Origin of the sequence: Specibacter sp. NPDC078709 (assembly GCF_040686795.1) — a bacterium.
GTDB lineage: Bacteria > Actinomycetota > Actinomycetes > Actinomycetales > Micrococcaceae > Specibacter.
The window spans coordinates 455,744-478,332 of the sequence record NZ_JBFBLU010000001.1 but is presented as its reverse complement, the minus strand read 5'-3'; the positions used below and the strand labels follow the sequence as shown (position 1 = coordinate 478,332).

Genomic DNA, 22,589 nt, shown 5'->3' with positions numbered 1-22,589 from the left:
TGTACCTCGGGAGGAGAGTGCCTCTAGCCCGACCCCCTTCAACCTCGCGGGCGAATAGCAGTTCTTCGCACGCAACGCCATCTGGGTCCGTCATGGTTTGTAACGGTTGGCCAACGAAGAACTATGGCACGGCGCCCTGGGGTGGCCGCTGGTGAGCTATGACACTAGGGTATTGTTAGCGCCGCATCACTGGGGTGTGCCAAGGTCTTCTCGTTTGTTTCATCTGCCTGATCAGCGTTGATCAGGTTGTTGGGGCTGTGCGGAGTCTGTGTAGCTCACCAGCCATCCAGTGCGGACACCAACCGATGGAGGAACCTTGAAAAACATGCTTGTCAGTACCGCGAAGACTTTTAAGCGCGGGGCCCTTGTGGGCACCATTGCGCTGAGCGCAACAGCCCTACTTCTCACCGGCTGCGGGGAGGCCCCGCCGGCTGCCGGAAGTAGCGAATCTAGCTCGCAGAACCCTGCTGCTGCCGATTTCCTAGGCTGCATCGTCTCCGACTCCGGCGGCTTTGACGATCAGTCCTTTAACCAGTCCTCCTACGAGGGCATGCAGAATGCCGTCAAGGACCTGGGCATTGAGATGAAGGAAGCCCAGTCGTCCACCACGGCAGACTTCGCCCCGAACCTGGCCCAGATGGCCAGTGCTGGCTGTAACTTGACCGTCACTGTCGGCTTCCTGTTGGCCGAGGCCACCGGAGAAGCCGCCAAGGCCAACCCCGATCTGAACTACGCCATTGTTGATGACAACACCATCACCGCTGACAACGTCAAGCCCATTGTCTACGACACAGCCCAGGCCGCTTTCATGGCAGGCTATGTTGCCGCATCCGTATCCAAGACCGGCAAGGTCGGCACCTTCGGCGGCGTCAACATCCCCACGGTCACGATCTTCATGGACGGCTTCGCCCAGGGCGTTGACTACTACAACGAAAAGCAGGGCAAGGATGTCCAGCTCATTGGCTGGGACGTCAAGACCCAGCAGGGTGTCTTCGCCAACACCTTCGAGATCGTTCAGGAAGGTACTAAGCACACCAACAACCTGATCGCCGATGGGGCAGACGTGATCATGCCCGTGGCCGGTCCGCTGGGTAAGGGTGCCGGAGATGCGATTCTGGCAGCCAACGCAAGTGGCAAGGATGCCAAGCTGATCTGGGTTGACTCCGATGGTTTCTTGACCGCCCCCACCTTCAAGGATGTTTTGCTGACCTCGGTTATCAAGACCATGGGTGAGGCTGTAGAAACAGTGATCAAGGAAGACCTGGACGGCAAGTTTGATCCGACGCCGTACGTTGGAACCTTGGAAAATGGTGGCGTGGCTCTGGCCCCCTTCCATGATCTGGATTCGGCCGTGAGCGCTGACACCAAGGCCCAGCTCGAAGAGATCAAGAAGGGCATCATCGACGGGTCCATCAAGGTGACCTCCGAGGCCAGCCCGAAGTAGCACCTTGACACGGGCGTTGGGGGCGGCGCTAGCAGCGGCCCCCAACGCCCGTGTCTTTCGGCCGTGATCAATACCTTCGCAGACGGGCTAAAACGTTGAAATTAGAACTTCGGGGCATCACCAAGAGCTTTGGTTCCCTGGTGGCGAACGACCACATCGACCTGGTGGTGGAATCAGGACAGATTCACAGCCTGCTGGGCGAAAATGGGGCGGGAAAATCCACTCTCATGAACGTCTTGTACGGGCTGTATTCACCCAGTTCGGGACAGATCCTTGTTGATGACGTGCCCGTGACCTTCTCCGGCCCGGCAGATGCCATGGCCGCAGGAATCGGCATGGTGCACCAGCACTTCATGCTGGTCCCGGTCTTTACCGTGGCCGAAAACGTGGCCCTGGGTGCCGAATCAACATCCTTTGGCGGCGTCCTGAATTTGGCTGAAACTCGCCGCAAGATCCGCGAGATTTCCACCCAGTTCGGTTTTGACGTTGACCCGGATGCGCTCGTCGAGGACCTGCCCGTTGGTATCCAGCAGCGGGTGGAGATCATCAAGGCGCTGGTGCGTAACTCCAAGATTCTGATTCTTGACGAGCCCACCGCCGTCCTCACACCGCAGGAAACCGACGAACTCATGGACATCATGAGGCAGCTCAAAGCCGGCGGTACCTCCATCGTGTTCATCTCCCACAAACTGCGCGAGGTGAAAGCGATATCTGACACCATCACAGTCATTCGCCGCGGCAAAGTGGTTGGCTCGGCAAGCCCGGACGCCTCCACAACGGAACTGGCCGAGCTGATGGTGGGCCGCGCCGTCAACCTGACCTTGAACAAGGCCGACGCCACTCCCGGAGCGGAAACGTTCAAGATCAAAAACCTCACCGTCATGAACGACGCCGGCCAGAGACTTTTGGACGACGTCACCTTGAGCGTGTCTCAGGGTGAGATCTTGGCGGTCGCAGGAGTGCAGGGCAATGGCCAGAGTGAACTCACCGAAGCGGTGCTGGGCCTGCACAAGCATGTGCTCGGTTCCATCACCTTGGACGGAAGAGAACTGGTAGGCAAGAGCGTCCGTCAGGTCCTGGATTCGGGGGTAGGTTTTGTGCCCGAGGACCGGCAGGACGACGGCCTGGTGGGGGAGCTGTCCATCGCCGAGAACCTCATCCTTGATCTCTACAAGAGTGCCCCGTACTCACGAGCCGGAACCCTGAATCGCGCGGTCATTGCCGAGAACGCGGTTAAAAAGGTGGCGGAATTTGATGTTCGGGCTCAGTCCTCACAGGACGCCGCTGATACTCTCTCCGGCGGTAACCAGCAAAAGGTAGTGCTGGCCAGGGAACTTTCCCGGCCCTTGAAGCTCTTTATTGCCTCCCAACCTACCCGTGGCGTCGATGTTGGTTCTATCGAGTTCCTGCACAAGAGAATCGTGGCAGAACGCGACTCCGGCACACCGGTACTGATCGTCTCCACCGAACTGGACGAAGTCCTTGAACTGGCCGACCGGATTGCGGTCTTGTTTGCTGGCCGGCTCATGGGAATCGTGCCAGGAAAATCCAGCCGCGCATTGCTTGGCCTCATGATGGCCGGGCTGCCCGCGGCAGAAGCACAGGAACACATGCAATCCCAACGTGAACCCGGCACTACCGAGGAAGAGGAAGGGGGACAGTCATGAGTGACGCTAAGGACAACATCCCCGCTGAAGGAACCGCGGGAATACCGGGCGCTCCGGGTAGTCCCGGCACCCCCAACATTCCCGGCGCCACCGGAAGCCCAAGCGCCACCGGACACCCGGGAGCAAAGGGTGCAACGGCCACTGACCCTAAACCCGGGACTGACCCTAAACCGGACAAACCGGAGCAGGAGAGCGGCACCAGCCAAGTGGTACGCGAGATCATGAGCGGCAACGCCATGATTTCCGTTCTGGCTGTGGTGGTGGCACTGATTATCGGTGGAATTCTCATCGCGGCCACAGACCCTCGCGTGACCACAGCTTTCGGCTATTTCTTTGGCGACCCCATGGCCACCATCAAAGCTATTTGGGCCTCGGTTTCCCAAGCGTATGGGGCGCTATGGCGGGGAGCCACCTTCGACCCGGGGGCACGCACCCTGCAAGGACGCCTAGGAATTTTTGAAACTCTGACCTTCGCCACGCCGCTGATCCTCTCGGGATTGGCCGTGACCCTGGCATTCAGGGTTGGTTTGTTCAACATTGGTGCCAAGGGCCAGATCATTCTCGGTGCCACCTTTGCCGGCGTCGTAGGTTTCTTGATTGAGCTTCCCCCGGGCATCCACCTGTTGGCCGTTATTCTCGCTGGCGCTGTGGGCGGTGCGCTGTGGGGCGGTATCGCTGGATTCTTGAAGGCCCGGACCGGAGCACATGAGGTGATCGTGACGATCATGCTCAACTACATTGCTGTGTCCTTGGTGCTGTTCTTGCTCAAGAATCAGTTGCGGGACCCCAACAGCAGCAACCCGATCAGCCCCCGCATGCACGAAACTGCCATGTTTCCGTTGCTGTTGGGTCCCAGTTTCCGGGTTCATGCCGGACTGATTGTGGCCATTCTGGCCGTCGTGGTGGTCTCATGGCTGCTGAACCGTTCCACGTTAGGCTTTGAATACCGAGCCATTGGCGCCAACCCCCGTGCCGCACGCACCGCAGGCATGAAGGTGTCCCGCGGGTACATCACCGTCATGCTCATCTCAGGTGCCTTGGCAGGTTTGGCCGGTGTCACCCAGTTGGCTGGCACCGAGAAACTACTCGATGCCGACGTTGCTGGCAGCATCGGCTTTGACGCCATCACCGTGGCCCTGCTGGGACGGTCCAAACCGTGGGGGACCTTCTATGCGGCACTACTCTTTGGCGCCTTCAAAGCAGGCGGCACCTCCATGGCCATCAACGCCAACGTCTCCATTGACATCGTGGCCGTGGTGCAATCCTTGATTGTGCTCTTCATCGCCGCCCCGCCACTGATCCGGTCCATGTTCCGGATCAAGGAAGTTCGCCGCGAAGGAGTGTCAGCATGAGCATCACCACTAAGAGTGAAACGCCCAAGGTTGCCGATGCGCTAGCTATCCGAAGCTGGAAAGTGCCGATTCTGCTCGGCGTGCTGGCCCTGTTCGCCGTCGTTGTGTTCGTTGTTCTCGGGCCCAGTGGCACCGCAACATTCCGTATTTCCCAAGATACCGATGCCTGGCAGGTGCCTAACCTGGTGGTGCCTGCCAAGGGCGTAGGCGTCTTGGTCGCAATCATCACGGTGGCGCTGGCCTACCTGGCCTGGCGTCAGACGCGAGCTACCGGAAAGATCGCCAAATGGGTGGTTATGACCTTCGCGGTGGTCTTCGTGGTGGGCATGATGGTGTGGATCATTGGCGGGACCACCACCCAGAACATCACGCTGGTGGGCTTGTTCACCGGCGCCATGCTCATCACCACACCCATCTTGTTCGGCTCCATGTCCGGTGTACTGTCCGAGCGTGCCGGCGTGGTCAACATTGCCATTGAAGGACAGTTGCTGGCCGGTGCCTTCACAGCGGCACTGGTTTCCTCCATCACGGGCAACGCCTATGCCGGACTCATTGCCGCAGCCGTTGCCGGTGTGCTGGTCTCCGTGCTCCTGGCCTTGTTCAGCATCAAGTACGTGGTCAACCAGATCATCGTGGGCGTGGTCCTGAACGTGCTGGTCTCCGGTCTGACCGGCTTCCTGTTCGAGAAGATCATGAAGACCAAGGTGGACGGCCTCACTATTTACAACCAGCCGGCACACCTGCCCAACATCTCCATCCCGCTGCTCTCGGAAATTCCGATCATTGGACCCACCCTGTTCCGGCAGTCGATCATTGGCTACTTCATGCTGATTCTGGTGGTGGCTCTCTGGTTCGGTTTGTTCCGTACCCGCTGGGGTTTGCGTGTGCGCGCCGTGGGTGAACACCCCAAGGCCGCCGACACCGTCGGCATCAACGTCAACCGCACCCGCGTGCTGAACGTTCTGGCCGGCGGGGCCGTGGCTGGCATTGGTGGCGCCTACTTCACGCTGGTTGCCGTGAGTAGTTTCAGCAAGGACATGACCGGCGGGCTGGGCTTCATTGCCCTGGCCGCGCTGATCTTTGGCCGCTGGAATCCGATCGGCGCAGCCCTGGCGGCGCTGCTGTTCGGTGTGGCCGGAAACCTGCAAAGCATTCTCTCACTCGCAGGCACACCGATCGACGGCCAATTCTTGGCCATGTTGCCGTACGCATTGACCATCCTGGCCGTATCCGGATTCGTGGGGCGGGCTTTGGCCCCGGCCGCGGACGGCGAGCCCTACATCAAGGAGTAGTCCATGTTGGATGACAAGCTCGACGGCGGCTGGGAGCCTTTGCGCATAGCCGCCACCGCGGCCTTGGCTCACGCGTATGCCCCGTACTCTCACTATCCGGTGGGGGCTGCGGCCCGGCTGACCGACGGCAGCATTGTCTCTGGATGCAATGTGGAGAATGCCAGCTTTGGGCTCACCTTGTGCGCGGAATGCACCATGGTGGGTGCTGCCCGCATGAACGGCGGAGGACTCATCACCGAGTTCTACTGTGTGGATGGCAAGGGCGAGATCCTGATGCCCTGCGGGCGCTGCCGGCAGCTACTGTTTGAATTCAGCACGGCGAGCACACAGATCATGACCTCCTCTGGAGTGAAAACCATGGATGAGATCCTGCCCGACGCCTTTGGCCCCGACAACTTGAAGGACTAGCTGTGACTTCGCTTGGAACATTCGCCGCCGTTGACATCATTGCCACCAAGCGTGACCGGGGCAAACTCACTCCGGAACAAATCGCGTGGACCATTGCGGCCTACACTCGCGGTGACATAGCCGAGGAGCAGATGGCCGCACTGAACATGGCCATCCTGCTCAACGGGATGGATCGGGAAGAAATCTCCCAGTGGACGGCGGCCATGATCGCCTCGGGGGAGACCCTGGATTTCAGCGGGCTGCGCAACAGCGCTGGCGCGCCCATGCCCACCACCGACAAGCACTCCACAGGCGGGGTGGGGGACAAGATCACCTTGCCGCTGGCACCCCTCGTGGCCGTATTTGGCGCAGCTGTGCCACAACTCTCCGGTAGGGGGTTGGGCCACACCGGCGGCACCTTGGACAAGCTTGAGGCCATCCCCGGCTGGCGTGCAGATGTCAGCCATGATCAACTGCTGCGCCAGCTCTCTGACGTTGGTGCGGTGATCTGTGCTGCGGGCGGAAATCTGGCCCCGGCCGATAAGAAGCTCTATGCCCTGCGTGATGTGACCGGAACGGTTGAGTGTATCCCGCTGATCGCTTCCTCCATCATGAGTAAGAAGATTGCCGAGGGCACGGCGGCGCTGGTCTTGGATGTGAAGGTGGGCTCCGGGGCCTTCATGAAGACCGTGGAACAGGCCCGTGAGCTGGCTCAGACCATGGTGGCACTGGGCAAGGACGCCGGGGTTAACACGGTGGCGCTCTTGACGGATATGTCCACACCGTTGGGTTTGACCGCCGGTAACGCGATTGAAGTTGAAGAGTCAGTGGAGGTGCTGGCCGGCGGTGGTCCAGCCGATGTGGTGGAACTGACCGTGAAGCTGGCGCAGGAAATGCTTGACGCTGCTGGCATTCGTGGTGCCGATCCGGCGGCTGCGCTCAAGGACGGACGGGCCATGGACGTATGGCGCCGCATGATCCGCGCCCAAGGCGGGGACCCCGACGCCGCACTGCCGCAAGCACGGGAGTCCGAGGTTATTCTGGCCCCGGCCGACGGCGTACTGGTGGGTCTGGATGCCTTGGCTGTGGGTGTTGCAGCCTGGCGATTGGGTGCTGGGCGTGCTCGCAAGGAAGACGCCGTTCAAGCCGGGGCGGGGGTACGCATGCACGCCAAGCCCGGCGATCTGGTTCGTGCGGGTGACCCGCTCATGACGCTATTGACCGACACTGCCGAGAAGTTCGCCGGAGCCAGAGAAGCACTCGAAGACGCGGTGACCATTACCCCCGACGGCGACCGTGGGGCGCGAAAGCTCATCATCGACCGCATCGCCTAAGCAACGCCCCACCGCACTACCAACGCTATCGCAGCAATGGTGGTGTTTTTGGAGACGCTAGCGCAGCAAATGCGGCATTTTCGGCAACGCTATCGCAGTTAATAGCTCAGCCAATGTGGCACAAGACAAGGGCGGTCAGGAGAGTATCCTGGCCGCCCTTGTCATTTCTTTAGTTCTTACTGCTCATTTTCTGCTGCACAGGCCCGTATCTGGGCTGTGGATTAGCCGTGTGTGGAAGAGCGGCGGGCCCGCATCAGAAGTGTTCCCACCCCTGCCAGGAGCAGTGCCAGCCCACCGATCAGCAGCATGCCCGCCTGAGCGCCCGTGGAGGCAAGGTCGTCCGAACCTGCCACAGGATCGGAGGACGTAGAGGGCCCAGTAACCGATGCCGAGGGATCAGCAGCGGTAGGTGCGGGATCCGCCGTCGAACTTGCCGGGGTGGAAGGTGCGGCAGAGACGCTGGCACTCGCCGAGGGGCTCGGTTCCGTGACAGTCAGAGCGGCCAACAGCTGAGGGGCAGAGCGTGAGACGTTTCCGTCGGCATCCGTCAGCGAGACGGTCCACAGCTGAGCACCCGTTCCGGCAGCCAAGGTGATGCTCTGTTCGCCACCGACCGCAAGCTCGCCCTGGGCAAACTCCTTGAAGGCGCCGGTGACAGCCCAGCTGGAGGACGTCAACTCCGTGGCCCGGATCAGGCTGACTTGGGCCACAAACTCGTCGTCGCCAGCATCGTAACGTGCAGCATCGCCACGGAAGTTAGGCTCGTCGTACTTCCACGCCTCGAAGGAATCCAGCGAGGGGGAGTAGGCGTTGACGGCCATGAGGTTTGCGTCGAGGTCGAACTGGAGCAGACGCTGGAAGCCGGTATCGCGGTCCAAGATGTCCCCGCGCGGTGCCGGGACGGTGGAACGGTAGCCCTGGTAGTCAGCCAGCATTTCCACCACTGTCCGGCCAGTGTTGCCAACGTTGCCAATGGCAAAGGTGTTGCGGGCCAGCTCAGTGGCATCGGTCTGTTCGCCCGTGACCGGATCAGCGTAATTGGTCACGACACCGTGGAAGTGGCCGCCCAGAACGAGGAAGACATTCTCATTGGGCGCAACCACGGTGTCCCAGACTTCCTGCGCCGAGGAGGTGTAGCGGGCATCGACGGTGTCGCGGGTGCCGGCGGTGTTCAGGTATGCGTGCGTGGCGATGATGACGTTGTGATTCGGGTGGGCTTTCGCCTGCGCAGAAGCCCAAGCCTGCTGCGCGCCCGATGACCTGTACGGCAGGCTCAGTACCAGGAAATCAACCCCGTCATGGGAGAAGAAATCCGAGTGCGCGGCATTGTCATCCTTTGTCCAGGTCTCACCGAACCACGGCTTGTCTTGGTACATGGAGGCGGGGAAGTATTCGTTGTACTTGGTGTTGTCGTGGCCCCAGAAATTATCGTGGTTGCCCGGCAGGATGCCGTTGGGAATGTTGGCGTCATTGATCATGGACATGATCTTTTTCGAGGCTGTAAATTCCCTGTCAGCACGCTCGTGGGAGTTGTTCCCGGCAATCCAGTTCTCAATGATGTCGCCAGTGTGCGAGTTGTAGGCAATCTTGCGGGCATTGGCGTTGGCCACCACCCACGAGGACATCTGGCGGAACACATCTTGGAAGCCTTCGGCGTAGAACTGGGTGTCCGTCATGTGGTTCAGGGCGAAGTCGTAACTGCCCGGGTTGGTGAAAGACTGGTCCGTAACACCTATCTCGTCCAGCAAACCACCCTGGGTGCGTGGGCCGTCAATGACCAGAACATGGGCCTTGTCCTTTTCCACCCACGACGCCGGAACCGTGCCGTTGAGTGTGATGTCGCCATCGGCGGATGGTACCGCTGTGGTCAAAACCGACCACTTGCTGGCCGTAGCATCCCAGCCGAGCATTTGGATTTCATTGCGGGCGGCCGTGGTGCCGGACCAGATGAAGTTGGTCTCCTCGGCGGCTGTTACGCCAATTTCAAAGCGTTGGAACGGGAAGTTGTGGCTGCTTCCGGCCGTGGCCAGAGCCTGGCTGCCGTCCACAATCTTCTCGCCAGCGATGGCCAAGGTGGCGGGAACTGCTGCCGGGCTGGTACCTGCGCGCACCACCACGCCGGTGCCATCCTTGAGCTCTGCGGCCTGGGCCGCCAGCGTGAGGTTCGTGCCGCCGTCGTCCGTCCCGGTGACAGTGGCCGCCAGATCGGCGCCCTTGTTCAAGGTCAGCTTCGGGGTGCCGGGTACGTTGTTGGTGGAAACGGTGGCCGGCTCCAGCTCCCCGGGCAGCGGCTCGGTGGGGTCAACATAGACGACGTCGTTGAGCTCGCCGGGGGTGCGGGTCGCGGCGATGCTGAAATCGTGCTCGTTGTCGCCGGTGTGTTGGGCGCGCTGGTAGCTCTGGCCCTGATCGGACTTGCTGTAGTTGCGCGCTTCCTGACCCATGCGGCAGGGAGTGAACTGGTCAACCACGACGTCGTAGGACGCCATAGCATCAACCGTGGCGCCCGTAGAATCCATGATGTAGATGCCGTAGCCGGTCTCATTTAGACCCGTGGCGTACAGTCCGTTGGCCTTCTCGCGCAGTTCTGCCGGGGCAGCTTCGGGAGTAGCCAAGTACGTCTGGCCCGGGGCGAGGGTGATGGCGCCGAGATCTGCGATCTGTGGGGTGGCAGAACCCTGGCCGGTGCCGGTGCAACGGTAAGCAGACCAACCAGCCAGGCTCACGGGGGAGGTGCCGTAGTTGGCCAACTCAAAGAATTCGTCGTTGGTGCCAGCTGCGCCAGCCGGTGCAATCTCGCTGATCGCCACGTCGGTGGCAGCGGACTTGGCCGGGGCGGCCACGACGGGGGCAACTACGTGGGTACCGGGCGTGCCGGCGGTGGTCAGGGCAAAGTCAGCGGCGTTGTTGCCCGTGTCCGTGACCCGCACCAGTACCTCATTCTGGAAGTGGTCCGCCTTATTCTTCACGGGTGCTCCGTCAGCACAGGGGCTGTTCCTGTTGTTGTACACGCCCACGCGGTCAACGATCTCCTGCTGGGGCGTGAGGAGCATGACGCCGAAATCGCGCCAATGCATGGCAGTGTCGTAGCTCAGGTCTGCTCCACCAGCAGGCTGGGTACCCTTGGCCGCGCTGATCACGAAGCTTTCTCCGGGAGCCACCACGGAACCGGCAGGAGGCTGCGGGATCTGGACATAAGCGGTGCTGTTCTCGCCGCAACGGAACAAGCTGAAGCCGGACATATCCACGGCCTCAGTGCCGAAGTTGCTCAGTTCCACGTACTGATTGGTGGAACTGCCACCCACAGCGTTGGCGATCTCAGTAAATCGCAGACCATTGTCGATGGAGGTGCGGGACTCGGCAGTTGCATTGGGTGCGCCTACAGTGCGCGGTGCGATGATCCAATCTTGGGTAACGTTTCCAGTTGCGGAGACGCGCTGGAACGATTCATCTAGACGGTGGTCAAGCTGGCGGTCCAGATTAACGCCGTCGGTTTCGCAATCGGAGGCGATGTCCGGATGGTAAATGCCTACGGCATCCCTGCGCTGGCCGGTGGCATCCTCAATGAAGGCGCCGTAGCCAAAATCGTGGAGGCTCGTCTCATAGCTGGCATCCGTGGCGTAGCCGGAGCCGGCCCGCGATGTGGTGAACTGCGCACCGGGAGCCAATATAGTGTCCGCCGGGACCACGGTCTGGGGTCCGTAGCCACCGCCAGTCTGGCCACAGCGATAGATCTTCCAGCCCGAGATGTCCACCGGGGACTCGCTAAAGTTGCTCAATTCAATTAAGTTCTTGTTGGCGACTCGATTAGCTGTGGTGGATGCCCCCGCACCACCATTGGCAATCTCGCTGATGAGCACGGGGGAGCCGGGGCTCACCTCGTAGCGGTTGCCAGCTTCCGCCTCGAGCGCGGGCGCCATGCCAGCTCCCAGCGAGACGGCTGCCAGGCCTCCTATCAGCCCCAGCGCCATCCGCCGGGGTGTGGCCCTTCCTGCACGAGTCAGCGACGAAGCATTTAAGCGGGGAGTTCTAGGAGGCGGTACCTGAGAGTCAACATTCATTGACTGGAGTTCCTTTCAAAAGGCGGAGTGAGACCTTGATAGCCTGCCAACCGCAAGTGGCCGGGGCGTTGCCATTGTGTGAAGTCCACCGCAGGTGCAAGTGTCCGGGGTATGAACAGTGCGTGCCGAAAAATATCCCCCGCTGGGTGGATGCCGCCAGAGGTCACGCGTGGGAAACTTGAGAAAGACAACCACCACAGAAGAGGAAAAATTCACGGTGGACTTCTTGCACCTCATTGATCAGATCAACGTCATGATCGAACACTCCGCTGCTCAGTGGTGGGTCATTCCCATGGTGGCGCTGTTCTGCCTGATCGACGGATTCTTCCTATTCCTGCCCAGCGAAACAGCTATTGTGGCGCTGGCATCCATTGCCTCCCGGAACGGCTATCCCAATATTTGGTTGCTGATCCTCGGCGCCTCTGTGGGCGCCATGATTGGTGACAACATCGCCTATTGGATGGGTCGTAAGCTTGGTGTTGAGCGCTTCGCCTGGATGCGCCGCCCCCGCATTGCCAAAGCCTTTGCCTGGGCTGGCATGGAATTGGACAAGCGCGGAGCCATCCTCATCTTCACGGCCAGGTACGTCCCCGTGGGCCGGATAGCCGTCAATTTCACCGCCGGAGCCACCCTGTTTCCGTGGCGGCGCTTTGTGCTCTTGGACGGTATTGCCGTCGTGACGTGGGCTATTTATTCAGTGGCCGTGGGCACATTCGCCGGGCGGTGGGTGCACGATAATCCGCTTTTGGGGGTCGGTATCGCCATCGCCTTTGCCATTGTGATCGGTATTCTCGTGGACCATGCACTGAAGTTGGTGCACCGATATGTGGATCGCCGCGCCCACAAGAGTTCCGCTCGCACAACGCCAAGCGAGCCAACGACGCCAGCTGATGCAAGCCCGCTGACGGTGCCGAAGGATTCGGCGGAGCCGGGTCCTGTGGATCTGAGTCCTGTGGGTCTGAGTGCGCCGGTGCTAGGTGCTCCCGAGTCAAGCCGCCTTGCAGCGCCCGACGCCGGAGAAGGTGACGGACACACTGTGGTGGGTGCCGCCGTCGTCCCTCATTGTGGCGGAGCGGGCAGCGGGAAGGGCACCGTCAAGGTTGGTGGGCCATCCCCAAACGGCGCAGCGGCTGCCGGAATTCACCGGCACTAAGTCCGCGTCCAACTAGCGCCGGGCCCGGCTCATCCCTAGAGTGGGTTTGTGACTAACTCAACTTCAGAACACACAGGCATTTCCATTCCCGTCGTGGACCTTAAATCATTGCCCAAAGTGTCCCTGCACGATCACCTTGATGGCGGGCTCCGCCCCGAAACCATCATTGAGTTGGCTGCCGAGGTCGGGTACACCTTGCCCGCCACCGAGGCTACGGAACTGCGCGACTGGTTCCTGGAATCGGCCGACTCCGGCTCGCTGGAGCAGTACCTAGAAACGTTCGAGCACACCGTTGCTGTCATGCAAACGCACGACGCCTTGGTGCGAGTCGCCAGAGAATTCGTTGAAGACCTCGCCGAAGACGGAGTGGTTTACGGCGAAGTTCGCTGGGCTCCGGAGCAGCACCTGAGCGCCGGGCTTTCTCTGGATGAGGCTGTCGAAGCCGTCCAGGAAGGTCTGGAAGTGGGCATGGATTCGGTGGATGAGGCGGGCGGCTACATTGAGGTCGGCCAGATCCTCACGGCCTTGCGCCACGCCGACCGGGGCGCCGAAATCGCCCAGCTGGCCGTTCGTCACCGCGACAATGGTGTGGTGGGCTTTGACCTTGCCGGCCCAGAGGAAGGCTACCTGCCCTCCCGCTTCACCGAAGCTTTCACCTACCTCGCGGAGAACAATTTCCCCGCCACGGTCCACGCCGGTGAGGGTGCCGGGCTCGAAAGTATCCAGGACGCGCTGGTCCACGGCCGGGCGCTGCGACTGGGCCACGGCGTGCGCATCGCCGAGGACATCCACCTCGATGTCCAAGAGGAAGACGGGCACGACGTCGGCACGCTCACCTTGGGCGATCTGGCGCAGTGGGTCCGAGACCGGCAGATCCCGTTGGAGATATGCCCGTCCTCGAACCTGCAGACCGGTGCCATTGCGGCGTTTGGCAGCACCATTGCCGAACACCCCATTGACTTGCTGCACCAGTTGGGCTTCAACATCACCGTCAACACCGACAACCGGCTCATGAGCGGTGTGACGCTGAGCGGCGAATTTGGGCTGCTCGTGGAGACCTTCGGTTATGGTCTGGACACCGTCCTTGAAATGACGCTGAACGCTGTTCACGCATCATTCTTGCCCATTGAATCACGCGAGCAGTTGGCTGAATTCATCGTGGAGAACTTTGAAGACGCCATGGAGGAAATGGACACCTTCGAAGACTCCGAAGAATTCGAAACCTTCGACGCCTCCGATCTGGACGAGCCCGAGCTGGATGAATCTGAAGTGGATGAATCCGCTGTCGACGAAGACGGACGTGACAACTAGTTCTATGCCGGAATTCAACGGGCGGGCCAGCTCCACTGCGGTGGAGCTGGCCCGCCTTGTCGATGTGGTGGATGCCCTCCGGGAGCATTGCCTGTGGACGGCAGCACTGACTCATGAATCCCTCACCAGCTATTTGGTAGAGGAAGCCCATGAGTTCATTGAGGCACTGGAAACCGGCAGTTCAGCGCAGATTTCCGGCGAACTGGGCGATATCTTGCTGCAAGTGGTGCTGCATTCGCGCTTGGCTCAGGAATCCGGTGAGTTCGATTTAGCTGATGTGGCTCACGGTCTGAGCGAGAAAATGATTCGGCGCAGCCCACACGTCTTCCATCCCGATGGCACGTTGCAGGAGAGTTTCCCTGCCACGCTCGGCGAAATCGAGGAGACCTGGGAACGCGTCAAGGCGCAGGAACGTGAGCAGGCGCGTGAACAGGAAGCGGCGGTGAGAGCTACAGGAGCGCCCACGCAGTCCGGAAAACATGTCCAATCCGGGCCATTTTCCGGAATTCCGGGGTCACTGCCGGCTCTGGCCATGGCGCAGAAATCGGTGGAGCGTGCACGGCGAGCGGGGCTCGAGGTGCCGGAACCCGCGGGGAACTTCCCCAGCCCCATCGAATCGGAAGAAGAGCTCGGGAAGGTGTTGTTCGACGTCGTACTTCAGGCACAAAAGCGTGGCTTGGACGCAGAAAGGGCACTACGGCTAGCCGTACGAGACTTTCAAAGTCTGCACAGGGGATGATGGCCGCCGGGCGCACTCGCCGAGACTGAAATGCTAGGCTTTCCGTAGGGATTTATCGAGAAAATGAGGGGCGGCACTGATGACTACAGCACATTGGGCCCACGCCCCTGCGGAAAGTGGGGTGGCCTTGATGGCCTGCTTCGCGACCGCCACCGCTCCCTGACGCGCCCGGCCTCAAGCCGCCCGCCTCCTGTGAGCCACCTCAAAACACCATCCCTGTGCCGTCGAGAACGGCACGCCTGAAAAGGCACTTCCCTTTATTTGAGGACTCCTTGCTGTGGAAAAAATCTCCGAAAAACAAATCCGTTCCTGCTTCGTCAATGCGAGCCGTTCCGAGGCCGCCAAGCTGACGTTGCCAGCCAATTTTGCCGACCTTCACTGGGACGAACTCGACTCGCTCGGTTGGCGAGATCCCAAGATGCCGATGCGCGGCTACCTGATTACCCGGACCGCTGATCGTTTGGTGGGCATCATGCTCCGAGCTCCAGAGGGCGGCAGCGGCAAGAAGCGCAGGGTGCTGTGCGAGTTGTGCCGCGACGTCTATTCCGAGGAAGACGTGTACCTGTGGGTGAGCAAGCGGGCCGGTCAATCGGGCCGCGACGGGAACTCGGTCGGGACGCTGATCTGTGCCGAATTTTTGTGCTCGGCCAATGTCAGGAAGGTTCCTGCCGTCAATGAGATTGAGCCAGACCCGGTTGCAGTCATTGAACGGCAGATCCTGGGCCTGCGCGAACGGACCGAAAAATTCATGGCACGCGTTATGGGTTAGACCCGCTGTCGCTTCGCCTTGATTGTTCGCGTTGAGTCTTCGCCTTGAGTCGATGGCCCAAGGGTGATGCCGTAAAAACCCTTGGGCGGGATGGTTTCATTTTCATGAACCGATCCCGCCCAAGGGTAGTTTGCTAGTTCTTTGAGGACTTAGCGCGAGGACTTAGTCCGCGAGAAGGGTGTAAATGGCTCGCCGGGCGGTATCCAATGCTTCAGTGGCTGCCTTGATTTGGTCCTCGTTGCCAGCCATCGATATTTGCTCGACTGCGCCAACGAGCTTGCCCAAGCCAAGCCGCAAATCAGTTCCGGCTCCGGCTTCCTCATTCACATCGGCCCAAACCTGAGCCATTTCTTGGCCGTTTTCGGCGACGTAGTTTTTGCCAGCGTCTGTTAACACGAACTCGGTGCGCTTGCCGTCACCGGTTGACTCGATGAGTCCCTCGGATTGGAGTGCTGCCAATGCGGGGTAGATAGAGCCGGGACTTGGGCGCCAGGCACCGTCGGTATGTGCGGCGATGGCGCCGATCATGCCGTAGCCGTTGTAGCTGTGCTGGCTCAATAGGGACAAAATGGCGCTACGGACGTTTCCCTTGCGGACTCGGCCGCCACCGCGGGGACCGAAGCCGCCTCTGCCGCCAAAGCCACCACCGGGGCCACCACCAGGGCCACCGCCTAGGCCCCCACCCATGCCGCCACTTCTGTGTCCGCCGCCGAGTGGCCCTCCACCACGGGGCCCTCCGCCGTGTGGGCCGCCGCGGGGGCTTCCTCCACGAGGACCCCCACCGCGGGGACCGAAGTCGCCGCGTCCACCCCGGCCGCGGCCTACGTCACCCGGGAAACTTTCGCGAGGGTCGGTGAAATCACCATCGCTGTTCGGGGGAGTGGGCTCGTTGTGGTGCCGTGACCGGTGGCCTCGCCGAGCGTCTCGCTGGTGATCATTGTTTTCTTGGGGAAAATTGAAGTTTTTCATTTTATGCTTGCTTGCTTGCTTGCCTGTTCTAAAAGTTGAAATATGGGGGCTGCCGGGGGAGGGAATCGATAGATGATGGCCGTCCCGAGCCCGGTGGTGGAAGTACGAAGTACGTAGAGACTGTCCACTGAACGATTTGTTCCTCGCGTTGCGTCGCTTTGAAAGCTTCTTTGACTGCGTTGCGATACTTAACGATATATCGCTATATTCGTTTGCGCAAGAGGTTACTGCGCCAGAGGTTTTTGAAAAATATCCAAAGCCGTCCGTTACACCGTCCATTACGATCCCTTGGGCGAATCTTCGCCGGGGTTACAGCGCTTCTGGGCGTTTTGCCGGCCTCGCTCGGTTTTTCAAAAGTCCGTTCCGTGTAGCGCAGGAAAGCTCTTGGCGTAGTAATGAGGGCTCAATCACGCTGTCGGCTACGATTGAGACGACAGCGTGGTCGACAAATACACTACAAAGCTGACTATTAGGAGCAATACGTGGCACTTATTGAAGCCATTCATGCACGCGAAATTTTGGATTCCCGCGGAAATCCGACCGTTGAGGTCGAAGTTCTGCTGACCGATGGTGCCATGGGTCGCGCAGGCGTTCCTTCCGGTGCATCCACCGGTGCCTTCGAGGCAGTGGAACTCCGTGACGGCGACAAGGACCGTTATCAGGGCAAGGGTGTTTTGCAGGCAGTCGAGGCTGTTCTGGAAGTTATTGCCCCCGAGATTGAGGGCCTGGACGCTACCGACCAGCGTCTGATCGACTCCGTCATGCTGGAACTGGACGGCACGCCGAACAAGGCGAAGCTGGGCGCCAACGCCATCTTGGGTGTTTCGCTCGCCGTGGCTAGTGCCGCGGCCGAGTCCGCTGGCCTGCCGCTGTACCGCTACTTGGGTGGCCCCAACGCGCACGTTCTGCCGGTGCCGCTGATGAACATCCTCAACGGTGGCTCACACGCTGACTCCGACGTCGATATCCAGGAATTCATGGTTGTGCCGCTCGGTGCTTCCACGTTCTCCGAAGGTCTGCGCTGGGGCGTTGAGGTCTACCACAACCTCAAGGCCGTGCTGCAGGAAAAGGGCCTCTCCACGGGCTTGGGCGATGAGGGTGGCTTCGCGCCGAACCTGCCGTCCAACCGTGCAGCCCTTGACTTGATCCTGGAAGCCATCACGCGTGCCGGCTACAAGCCCGGCACCGATGTTGCATTGGCCTTGGATGTTGCCTCCTCCGAGTTCTTCAAGGACGGTGCCTACCAGTTCGAAGGCAAGGCACTAACTGCTGCCGAGATGAGCGCTTACTATGCTGAGCTCGTTGCCGACTACCCGCTCGTTTCCATCGAGGATCCCCTGGATGAAGATGACTGGGAAGGCTGGAAGACTCTGACCGACGCCATTGGCGACAAGGTTCAGATCGTGGGTGATGACCTCTTCGTCACCAACCCCGAGCGTCTTTCCCGCGGCATCGACGCGGCAACCGCCAACTCGCTGCTGGTGAAGGTCAACCAGATCGGTTCACTGACCGAGACCCTGGACGCTGTTTCCATGGCTCAGCGCGCCGGTTACACCACCATCACCTCGCACCGCTCCGGCGAAACCGAGGACACCACCATTGCTGACATCTGCGTTGCCACCAACGCCGGTCAGATCAAGACAGGTGCTCCGGCCCGCTCCGAGCGTGTTGCCAAGTACAACCAGCTGCTGCGCATCGAAGAAGAACTCGATGACGCTGCACGCTACGCAGGCCGCAGCGCGTTCCCGCGTTTCAAGGGCTAAATAGCAGTGAAGGCCGCGGCGGCTGACTAAGGTGAATTCACACCTGGTCAGCTACCGCGGCCTTGTGCGTTAAACATGAACGTCACTGAACTGAGCTAGCGTTGTCTGAAAAGCAGCCATTGGTGAGCTAGCGTTTGAGGAAAAGCTGCCATTAGTGCGATAGCGTTCGTTGATGGGCCGGGATAAACTGCCGGCCGAATTCCTGAGGAGAAGCATGGCCACACGACGGCCCTCAGTGCCTAAGGCACAGTTCACTTCCGGACTCAAAGGTGCCCCGGAGGCCCCTGCCGCTGCCGACCCAGCTTTGGAAAGTACGACGACGGCACCTGGCTCAGGCGCTCGGGCCACCAAGGCCAAGGCTGACAAGCGCGAACGCCAGCCGACCAGCAATTCTCAGGGCCGCAGCAGCCAGGATGGCGTGATCCATCCGGCGGGCAACAGTCCGGTCCCGGCAAGATCCTTTTCTGGCCGCCTGATCGTGCTAGGTATCACCATGGGTGTGGTCACCATCCTGCTCGCACCGAATGTGCACACCTTCGTCACCCAGCGGACCGAAATCGCCCAACTGCGCGACGACATCTCGGCCCGGCAGGCCCAACAAGACGCCTATGCATCCGAACTGCAACGGTGGGATGATCCGGCCTACATCAAGCAGCAGGCCCGCGACCGGGTCAGCATGCTCATGCCCGGTGAAACCGGCTACTGGGTTTATGGCGGCGACGATATTGAGGGCGCCCAGAACTCGGTAGACGCAGCTAAGGCGGCCGCCGTCGAGGCGACCACCGCAAAAAAAGCCACCGAAGTCACAGAAGATCCTTGGGTCGACAGCCTGTGGGAGTCCGTGAAGAAGTCAGCCCAAGTCCAAGCCCCTGCCGAGCCGGTAGCCCCATCAGCTCCTGAGCCAAGCGCTCCGGCTGCGTCTGAGGAACCCGCGCCGTAGTAGCCTCCTCGTCACCGTGCTGTAAGAATGCGCTGGGGCATGAACCTTCGCTGCCTCCGGGCAGGCTAAAATTACAGGTTGAACATCACGGCCCTAGCGGCCTAATGCATGACAACAGCTCTATGAAAGGCCCGCCCGTGCCCGAAACCACCAGCTCCGCCTCGACCGGGCGTATTCCCACCCAGCACGATCTGGACACTCTCAGCCGCCAGCTCAACAGGCCCGTGCGTGACGTGGTTGAAATTCCGGCACGCTGCATCTGTGGCAACCCGCTGGTGGCTGCAACGGCTCCCCGTCTCAGCAACGGCATTCCGTTCCCCACCACTTTTTACCTGACGCATCCGGTATTGACCGCTGCCGCGTCGCGCCTGGAAGCAGCCGGACTCATGAATGAAATGAGCGAACGCCTGGAGACGGACACCGAGCTGGCCGCCGCCTACCAGAAGGCGCACGAGAGCTACATTGCGGCCCGCGAAGCTATCGGTGAACGTGCCGGCACGGGTCCTGTCCCGGAAATTGCAGGGATCTCCGCTGGTGGAATGCCCACCCGTGTCAAATGCCTCCATGTGCTGGTTGGTCACGCTCTTGCAGAAGGCCCCGGCGTGAACCCGCTGGGCGATGAAGCTCTGGCTGGGGTAGCCCAGTGGTGGACCGCCGATACCTGCTACTGCGCCGGCGCCTGGGATGACGGCGCACCGGTACCCAACAAGGACCTGAGCCGCCACGTTAAGCACCTTAACCAGAACGAGAACCAGAACTAGAACTAGTAACGACCCAGCCAGTCCCGATTCTTGAAAGGCCCCACCATGCGTGTTGCAGCCATCGACTGCGGAACGAACTCCATCCGCTTACTCATTGCCGATGTGACGCAAGAGCCGCACGGCTGCCAGTCACTGCGCGATGTGCACCGCGAAATGCGGGTTGTCCGGCTGGGACAAGACGTTGATGTCACCGGCAGCTTGGCTCCCGAGGCGTTGGCTCGCACCTTCGCCGCGGTAGACGACTATGCCGCCATCATCGCGGCCCATGCCGTGGAACAGGTGCGTTTTGTGGCTACGAGTGCCACCCGTGATGCCAGTAACAGGGATGAATTTGTCGCTGGTATCAAGGAGCGCTTGGGCGTAGAACCGGAAGTGGTCAGCGGCGCGCAAGAGGCGGCACTGTCCTTTTCCGGGGCTGTGTCCGTGCTACCGGCCTTGGGTGCGAAGAAGGTACTTGTTGTTGACTTGGGCGGTGGCAGCACCGAGTTCGTAGTGGGTGATGGCAACGGCGTCTTGAGCGCACTGAGCGCCAACATGGGCTGTGTGCGTTTTACCGAAAGGTACCTGCAGGCTGACCCTCCCACCGAAGAACAAATCGCTGTGGCCGAGGCAGCGGTGCAGGAAAAACTTGCCGAAGTTCTCGCCGTGGTGCCCTTGGCTGATATTGACCAGGTGGTGGGAGTTGCAGGTTCCATCACCACCATCACAGCCCACGCCCTCGGGTTGGTGCGCTACCAGAGTGAGGCGATTCATGCCGCCGTCGTACCTCTGGAAAAAGTGGACGCAGCAGCCTCCTCGTTACTCTCCATGACGCGGGCTCAGCGAGCGGAGTTGGGCTTCATGCATCCGGGCCGGGTAGACGTCATCGGTGCCGGAGCACTGATCTGGCGCACCGTGCTGCGCACCCTCTCGCAGCTCAGCGGCGGACGGGTGGAATCGGCAACCACCAGCGAACACGATATTCTTGACGGAATCGCCTTGGGTGCAGCCCGAGACTGACACCGCCCCGCAGCCTTCCTTTGGAATGGCCATCTCACGGAAACGAGCTCCCATGCAGTTAGCCCCACGGTTGCGTAAAACCGCAGCCGCGCTGATGACGCTTGCCCTGGCTGGCTCGTTGCTCATGGCTGGCGCTACCGTGGCGCAGGCCGATGACATCCGCAACCGGCAATACTGGCTGGAACAGTCCGGAATTGTGAAGGCCTGGGAAGTTTCCCAAGGCGAAGGCGTCAAGGTCGCCATTATTGACAGCGGCGTTGACACCGACCATAAAGACCTCAAAGGTGCCGTGGTGGGTGGGATCGACATGTCCGGCGCCGGCAACGAAAAGGGCAGCAAGGGGATCGGGGCTGAACCCGAGCACGGAACGCTAGTGGCCACTATGCTGGCTGGTCGTGGCCACCCTGCCCCCACCGCTACTCCGTCCACGGGCGCACCCAAAGCCAGCAGTTCAGCCAAGCCCAAGGAAACCGTCGGTGCTGGGCCTGACGGTGTCATCGGAGTTGCCCCCAAGGCCGAACTGCTGAGCATCTCCGTATGGCTTGGCACTGAAAACCCGTCGGGTAAGAACATTGACGATCAGATTCCAGCAGCCGTGACCTGGGCCGTTGACCAAGGCGCCAAGGTCATCAACATGTCTTTGGGCAGCACCTCCACCGCCTGGCCGCAGAGCTGGGACGACGCCTTTGCCTACGCAGAAGCCAACGACGTGGTGATTGTTGCCGCGGCCGGAAACCGGAAATCCGGCAGCGAACAGGTCGGTGCTCCGGCTACGATTCCGGGCATTCTGGCCGTTGGTGGCTTGGATAAGGACGGCACGGCAAGCATCGATTCCTCCTCCCAAGGCATCAGCATTGGCGTCAGCGCCCCGGCAGAGGATCTGGCTGGCGGTTTGCCGGGAGGCGGCTATGCCAGCTGGAGCGGAACCAGCGGTGCCGCCCCCATCGTCTCGGGAGTGGCGGCGCTGATCCGTTCCAAATATCCGGAAATGAGCGCAGCCCAGGTCATCAACCGGATCATCTCAACGGCCAAACCCAAGGGAGAGGGCATCCCGAACGCCATCTACGGCTACGGCATTCTTGACGCTGAAGCTGCACTGACGGCAGAGGTCCCCGAAGTCACCGCCAACCCGATGGGCAGCATCTCGGAATGGATCCGCGTCCACCGCCGTGGCGTGGCTGCCCCGCCCACCACCGGCGCGGCTGCAACCACCGTGCCGCAACCCAAACCGTCGCTGACAGAGGTGAGTGCGCCGGTGGCCATTGAGGGAGTCGAGCTGGATAGCTCGCTGCCGAAGGCTCTGATATTGGGATCCGCCGGACTCTTGGCGCTCATTCTTGCTGCCGGCAGCACACACCTGTTGGTGGTTCGGCGCAAGATTCGGGCGGTCCCGGAGGCAGTGGCCGGAGCTGGCGCGCGCGTTCCGGGTGCCGGTCCTGGGGCCGGAGCTGGAACTGGTCCAGAAGCAGAGACTCTCGCCGGGGCTGCCACCTCGGCCACAGACCCCGCGGACGCCAAGGACAAGGAATCCTCCGCTGGGACGCAAGCGGCAGCTGAGAACGAAGTCTCCCGGCACCCTCGGCCAGGCAGCAAACACAAACACTAGTTCCGGCGTCGTCCGTGAAAATATTTGAGTTACGGGTCACAG

General features: G+C 60.9%; 18 protein-coding genes. 16 read left to right on the top strand and 2 right to left on the bottom strand.

What is annotated here, in order from left to right; all coding sequences use genetic code 11:
• Window positions 1-325 precede the first annotated feature (325 nt).
• The 6 genes from AB0P14_RS02075 to AB0P14_RS02050 all read left to right on the top strand — a co-directional run bounded on the left by AB0P14_RS02075 (window position 326) and on the right by AB0P14_RS02050 (window position 7,476).
• Window positions 326-1,444 (top strand): BMP family ABC transporter substrate-binding protein, encoded by a 1,119-nt coding sequence (locus AB0P14_RS02075; RefSeq protein WP_363838138.1) that lies wholly within the window; start codon window positions 326-328, stop codon window positions 1,442-1,444.
• Between the two features lie 95 nt (window positions 1,445-1,539).
• Window positions 1,540-3,111: an ABC transporter ATP-binding protein gene (locus AB0P14_RS02070; protein ID WP_363837057.1), complete on the top strand. Its 1,572-nt coding sequence runs from the start codon at window positions 1,540-1,542 to the stop codon at window positions 3,109-3,111.
• The gene (locus AB0P14_RS02065) at window positions 3,108-4,463 is read left to right on the top strand and encodes an ABC transporter permease (protein WP_363837054.1); all 1,356 of its coding nucleotides are present in this window, start codon (window positions 3,108-3,110) and stop codon (window positions 4,461-4,463) included. The genes AB0P14_RS02070 and AB0P14_RS02065 overlap by 4 nt, the downstream gene beginning before the upstream one ends.
• Window positions 4,460-5,755 carry an ABC transporter permease gene (locus tag AB0P14_RS02060; protein ID WP_363837051.1) on the top strand — a complete coding sequence of 432 codons (1,296 nt, stop codon included), beginning with the start codon at window positions 4,460-4,462 and terminating at the stop codon, window positions 5,753-5,755. The genes AB0P14_RS02065 and AB0P14_RS02060 overlap by 4 nt, the downstream gene beginning before the upstream one ends.
• A 3-nt stretch (window positions 5,756-5,758) precedes the next feature.
• On the top strand, window positions 5,759-6,163 hold the full coding sequence (locus AB0P14_RS02055; RefSeq protein ID WP_363837048.1) for a cytidine deaminase: 405 nt from the start codon (window positions 5,759-5,761) through the stop codon (window positions 6,161-6,163).
• Window positions 6,164-6,165: 2 nt separating this feature from the next.
• The gene (locus AB0P14_RS02050; protein WP_363837045.1) at window positions 6,166-7,476 is read left to right on the top strand and encodes a thymidine phosphorylase; all 1,311 of its coding nucleotides are present in this window, start codon (window positions 6,166-6,168) and stop codon (window positions 7,474-7,476) included.
• A 221-nt stretch (window positions 7,477-7,697) separates the two neighbouring features.
• On the opposite strand, the gene AB0P14_RS02045 is transcribed toward AB0P14_RS02050, so the two are convergent.
• Window positions 7,698-11,396: a lamin tail domain-containing protein gene (locus AB0P14_RS02045; protein WP_363837043.1), complete on the bottom strand. Its 3,699-nt coding sequence runs from the start codon at window positions 11,394-11,396 to the stop codon at window positions 7,698-7,700.
• A gap of 319 nt (window positions 11,397-11,715) precedes the next feature.
• Here AB0P14_RS02045 and AB0P14_RS02040 point away from each other — a divergent pair, with 319 nt between their 5' ends.
• The 4 genes from AB0P14_RS02040 to AB0P14_RS02025 all read left to right on the top strand — a co-directional run bounded on the left by AB0P14_RS02040 (window position 11,716) and on the right by AB0P14_RS02025 (window position 15,509).
• Complete coding sequence (locus tag AB0P14_RS02040; RefSeq protein WP_363837040.1) at window positions 11,716-12,690, top strand: DedA family protein; 975 nt, start codon at window positions 11,716-11,718, stop codon at window positions 12,688-12,690.
• 48 nt (window positions 12,691-12,738) lie between these two features.
• Window positions 12,739-14,001 carry an adenosine deaminase gene (locus tag AB0P14_RS02035; RefSeq protein ID WP_363837038.1) on the top strand — a complete coding sequence of 421 codons (1,263 nt, stop codon included), beginning with the start codon at window positions 12,739-12,741 and terminating at the stop codon, window positions 13,999-14,001.
• Window positions 13,991-14,740, top strand: a complete 750-nt coding sequence (locus tag AB0P14_RS02030; protein ID WP_363837035.1) for a MazG nucleotide pyrophosphohydrolase domain-containing protein — start codon at window positions 13,991-13,993, stop codon at window positions 14,738-14,740. Before AB0P14_RS02035 ends, AB0P14_RS02030 begins: the two co-directional genes overlap by 11 nt.
• Before the next feature lie 277 nt (window positions 14,741-15,017).
• On the top strand, window positions 15,018-15,509 hold the full coding sequence (locus AB0P14_RS02025) for an FBP domain-containing protein (protein WP_363837032.1): 492 nt from the start codon (window positions 15,018-15,020) through the stop codon (window positions 15,507-15,509).
• 162 nt (window positions 15,510-15,671) lie between these two features.
• Here the strand turns inward: AB0P14_RS02025 and AB0P14_RS02020 are convergent, their stop codons facing one another.
• Window positions 15,672-16,196, bottom strand: a complete 525-nt coding sequence (locus AB0P14_RS02020; RefSeq protein ID WP_363837029.1) for a PadR family transcriptional regulator — start codon at window positions 16,194-16,196, stop codon at window positions 15,672-15,674.
• A 12-nt stretch (window positions 16,197-16,208) separates the two neighbouring features.
• On the opposite strand from AB0P14_RS02020, the gene AB0P14_RS02015 reads away from it, so the two are divergent.
• From AB0P14_RS02015 to AB0P14_RS01990, 6 genes are all read left to right on the top strand, one after another.
• A complete protein-coding gene (locus AB0P14_RS02015) occupies window positions 16,209-16,412 on the top strand; it encodes a hypothetical protein (protein WP_363837027.1) in 204 nt (67 codons plus the stop codon).
• Window positions 16,413-16,960: 548 nt separating this feature from the next.
• Window positions 16,961-18,241, top strand: a complete 1,281-nt coding sequence (eno, locus tag AB0P14_RS02010; protein ID WP_363837025.1) for a phosphopyruvate hydratase — start codon at window positions 16,961-16,963, stop codon at window positions 18,239-18,241.
• A gap of 214 nt (window positions 18,242-18,455) precedes the next feature.
• Window positions 18,456-19,181, top strand: coding sequence for a septum formation initiator family protein (locus AB0P14_RS02005; protein WP_363837022.1), 726 nt, complete (start codon window positions 18,456-18,458; stop codon window positions 19,179-19,181).
• Window positions 19,182-19,318: 137 nt separating this feature from the next.
• Complete coding sequence (locus tag AB0P14_RS02000; RefSeq protein WP_363837019.1) at window positions 19,319-19,942, top strand: DUF501 domain-containing protein; 624 nt, start codon at window positions 19,319-19,321, stop codon at window positions 19,940-19,942.
• 45 nt (window positions 19,943-19,987) lie between these two features.
• Window positions 19,988-20,941 (top strand): Ppx/GppA phosphatase family protein, encoded by a 954-nt coding sequence (locus tag AB0P14_RS01995; protein WP_363837017.1) that lies wholly within the window; start codon window positions 19,988-19,990, stop codon window positions 20,939-20,941.
• Window positions 20,942-20,993: 52 nt separating this feature from the next.
• Entirely contained in the window at window positions 20,994-22,547 is a 1,554-nt protein-coding gene (locus tag AB0P14_RS01990; RefSeq protein WP_363837015.1) for a S8 family serine peptidase, read from the top strand.
• The last annotated feature ends 42 nt before the right edge of the window (window positions 22,548-22,589 follow it).

Coding starts and splice junctions, on each gene's coding strand:
- AB0P14_RS02075 (WP_363838138.1), top strand. CDS start 326: ATGCTTGTCAGTACCGCGAAGACTTTTAAGCGCGGGGCCCTTGTGGGC.
- AB0P14_RS02065 (WP_363837054.1), top strand. CDS start 3,108: ATGAGTGACGCTAAGGACAACATCCCCGCTGAAGGAACCGCGGGAATA.
- AB0P14_RS02060 (WP_363837051.1), top strand. CDS start 4,460: ATGAGCATCACCACTAAGAGTGAAACGCCCAAGGTTGCCGATGCGCTA.
- AB0P14_RS02055 (WP_363837048.1), top strand. CDS start 5,759: ATGTTGGATGACAAGCTCGACGGCGGCTGGGAGCCTTTGCGCATAGCC.
- AB0P14_RS02045 (WP_363837043.1), bottom strand. CDS start 11,396: ATGGCGCCCGCGCTCGAGGCGGAAGCTGGCAACCGCTACGAGGTGAGC.
- AB0P14_RS02020 (WP_363837029.1), bottom strand. CDS start 16,196: ATGGGTGGGGGCCTAGGCGGTGGCCCTGGTGGTGGCCCCGGTGGTGGC.
- AB0P14_RS02005 (WP_363837022.1), top strand. CDS start 18,456: ATGGCCACACGACGGCCCTCAGTGCCTAAGGCACAGTTCACTTCCGGA.
- AB0P14_RS01995 (WP_363837017.1), top strand. CDS start 19,988: ATGCGTGTTGCAGCCATCGACTGCGGAACGAACTCCATCCGCTTACTC.
- AB0P14_RS01990 (WP_363837015.1), top strand. CDS start 20,994: ATGCAGTTAGCCCCACGGTTGCGTAAAACCGCAGCCGCGCTGATGACG.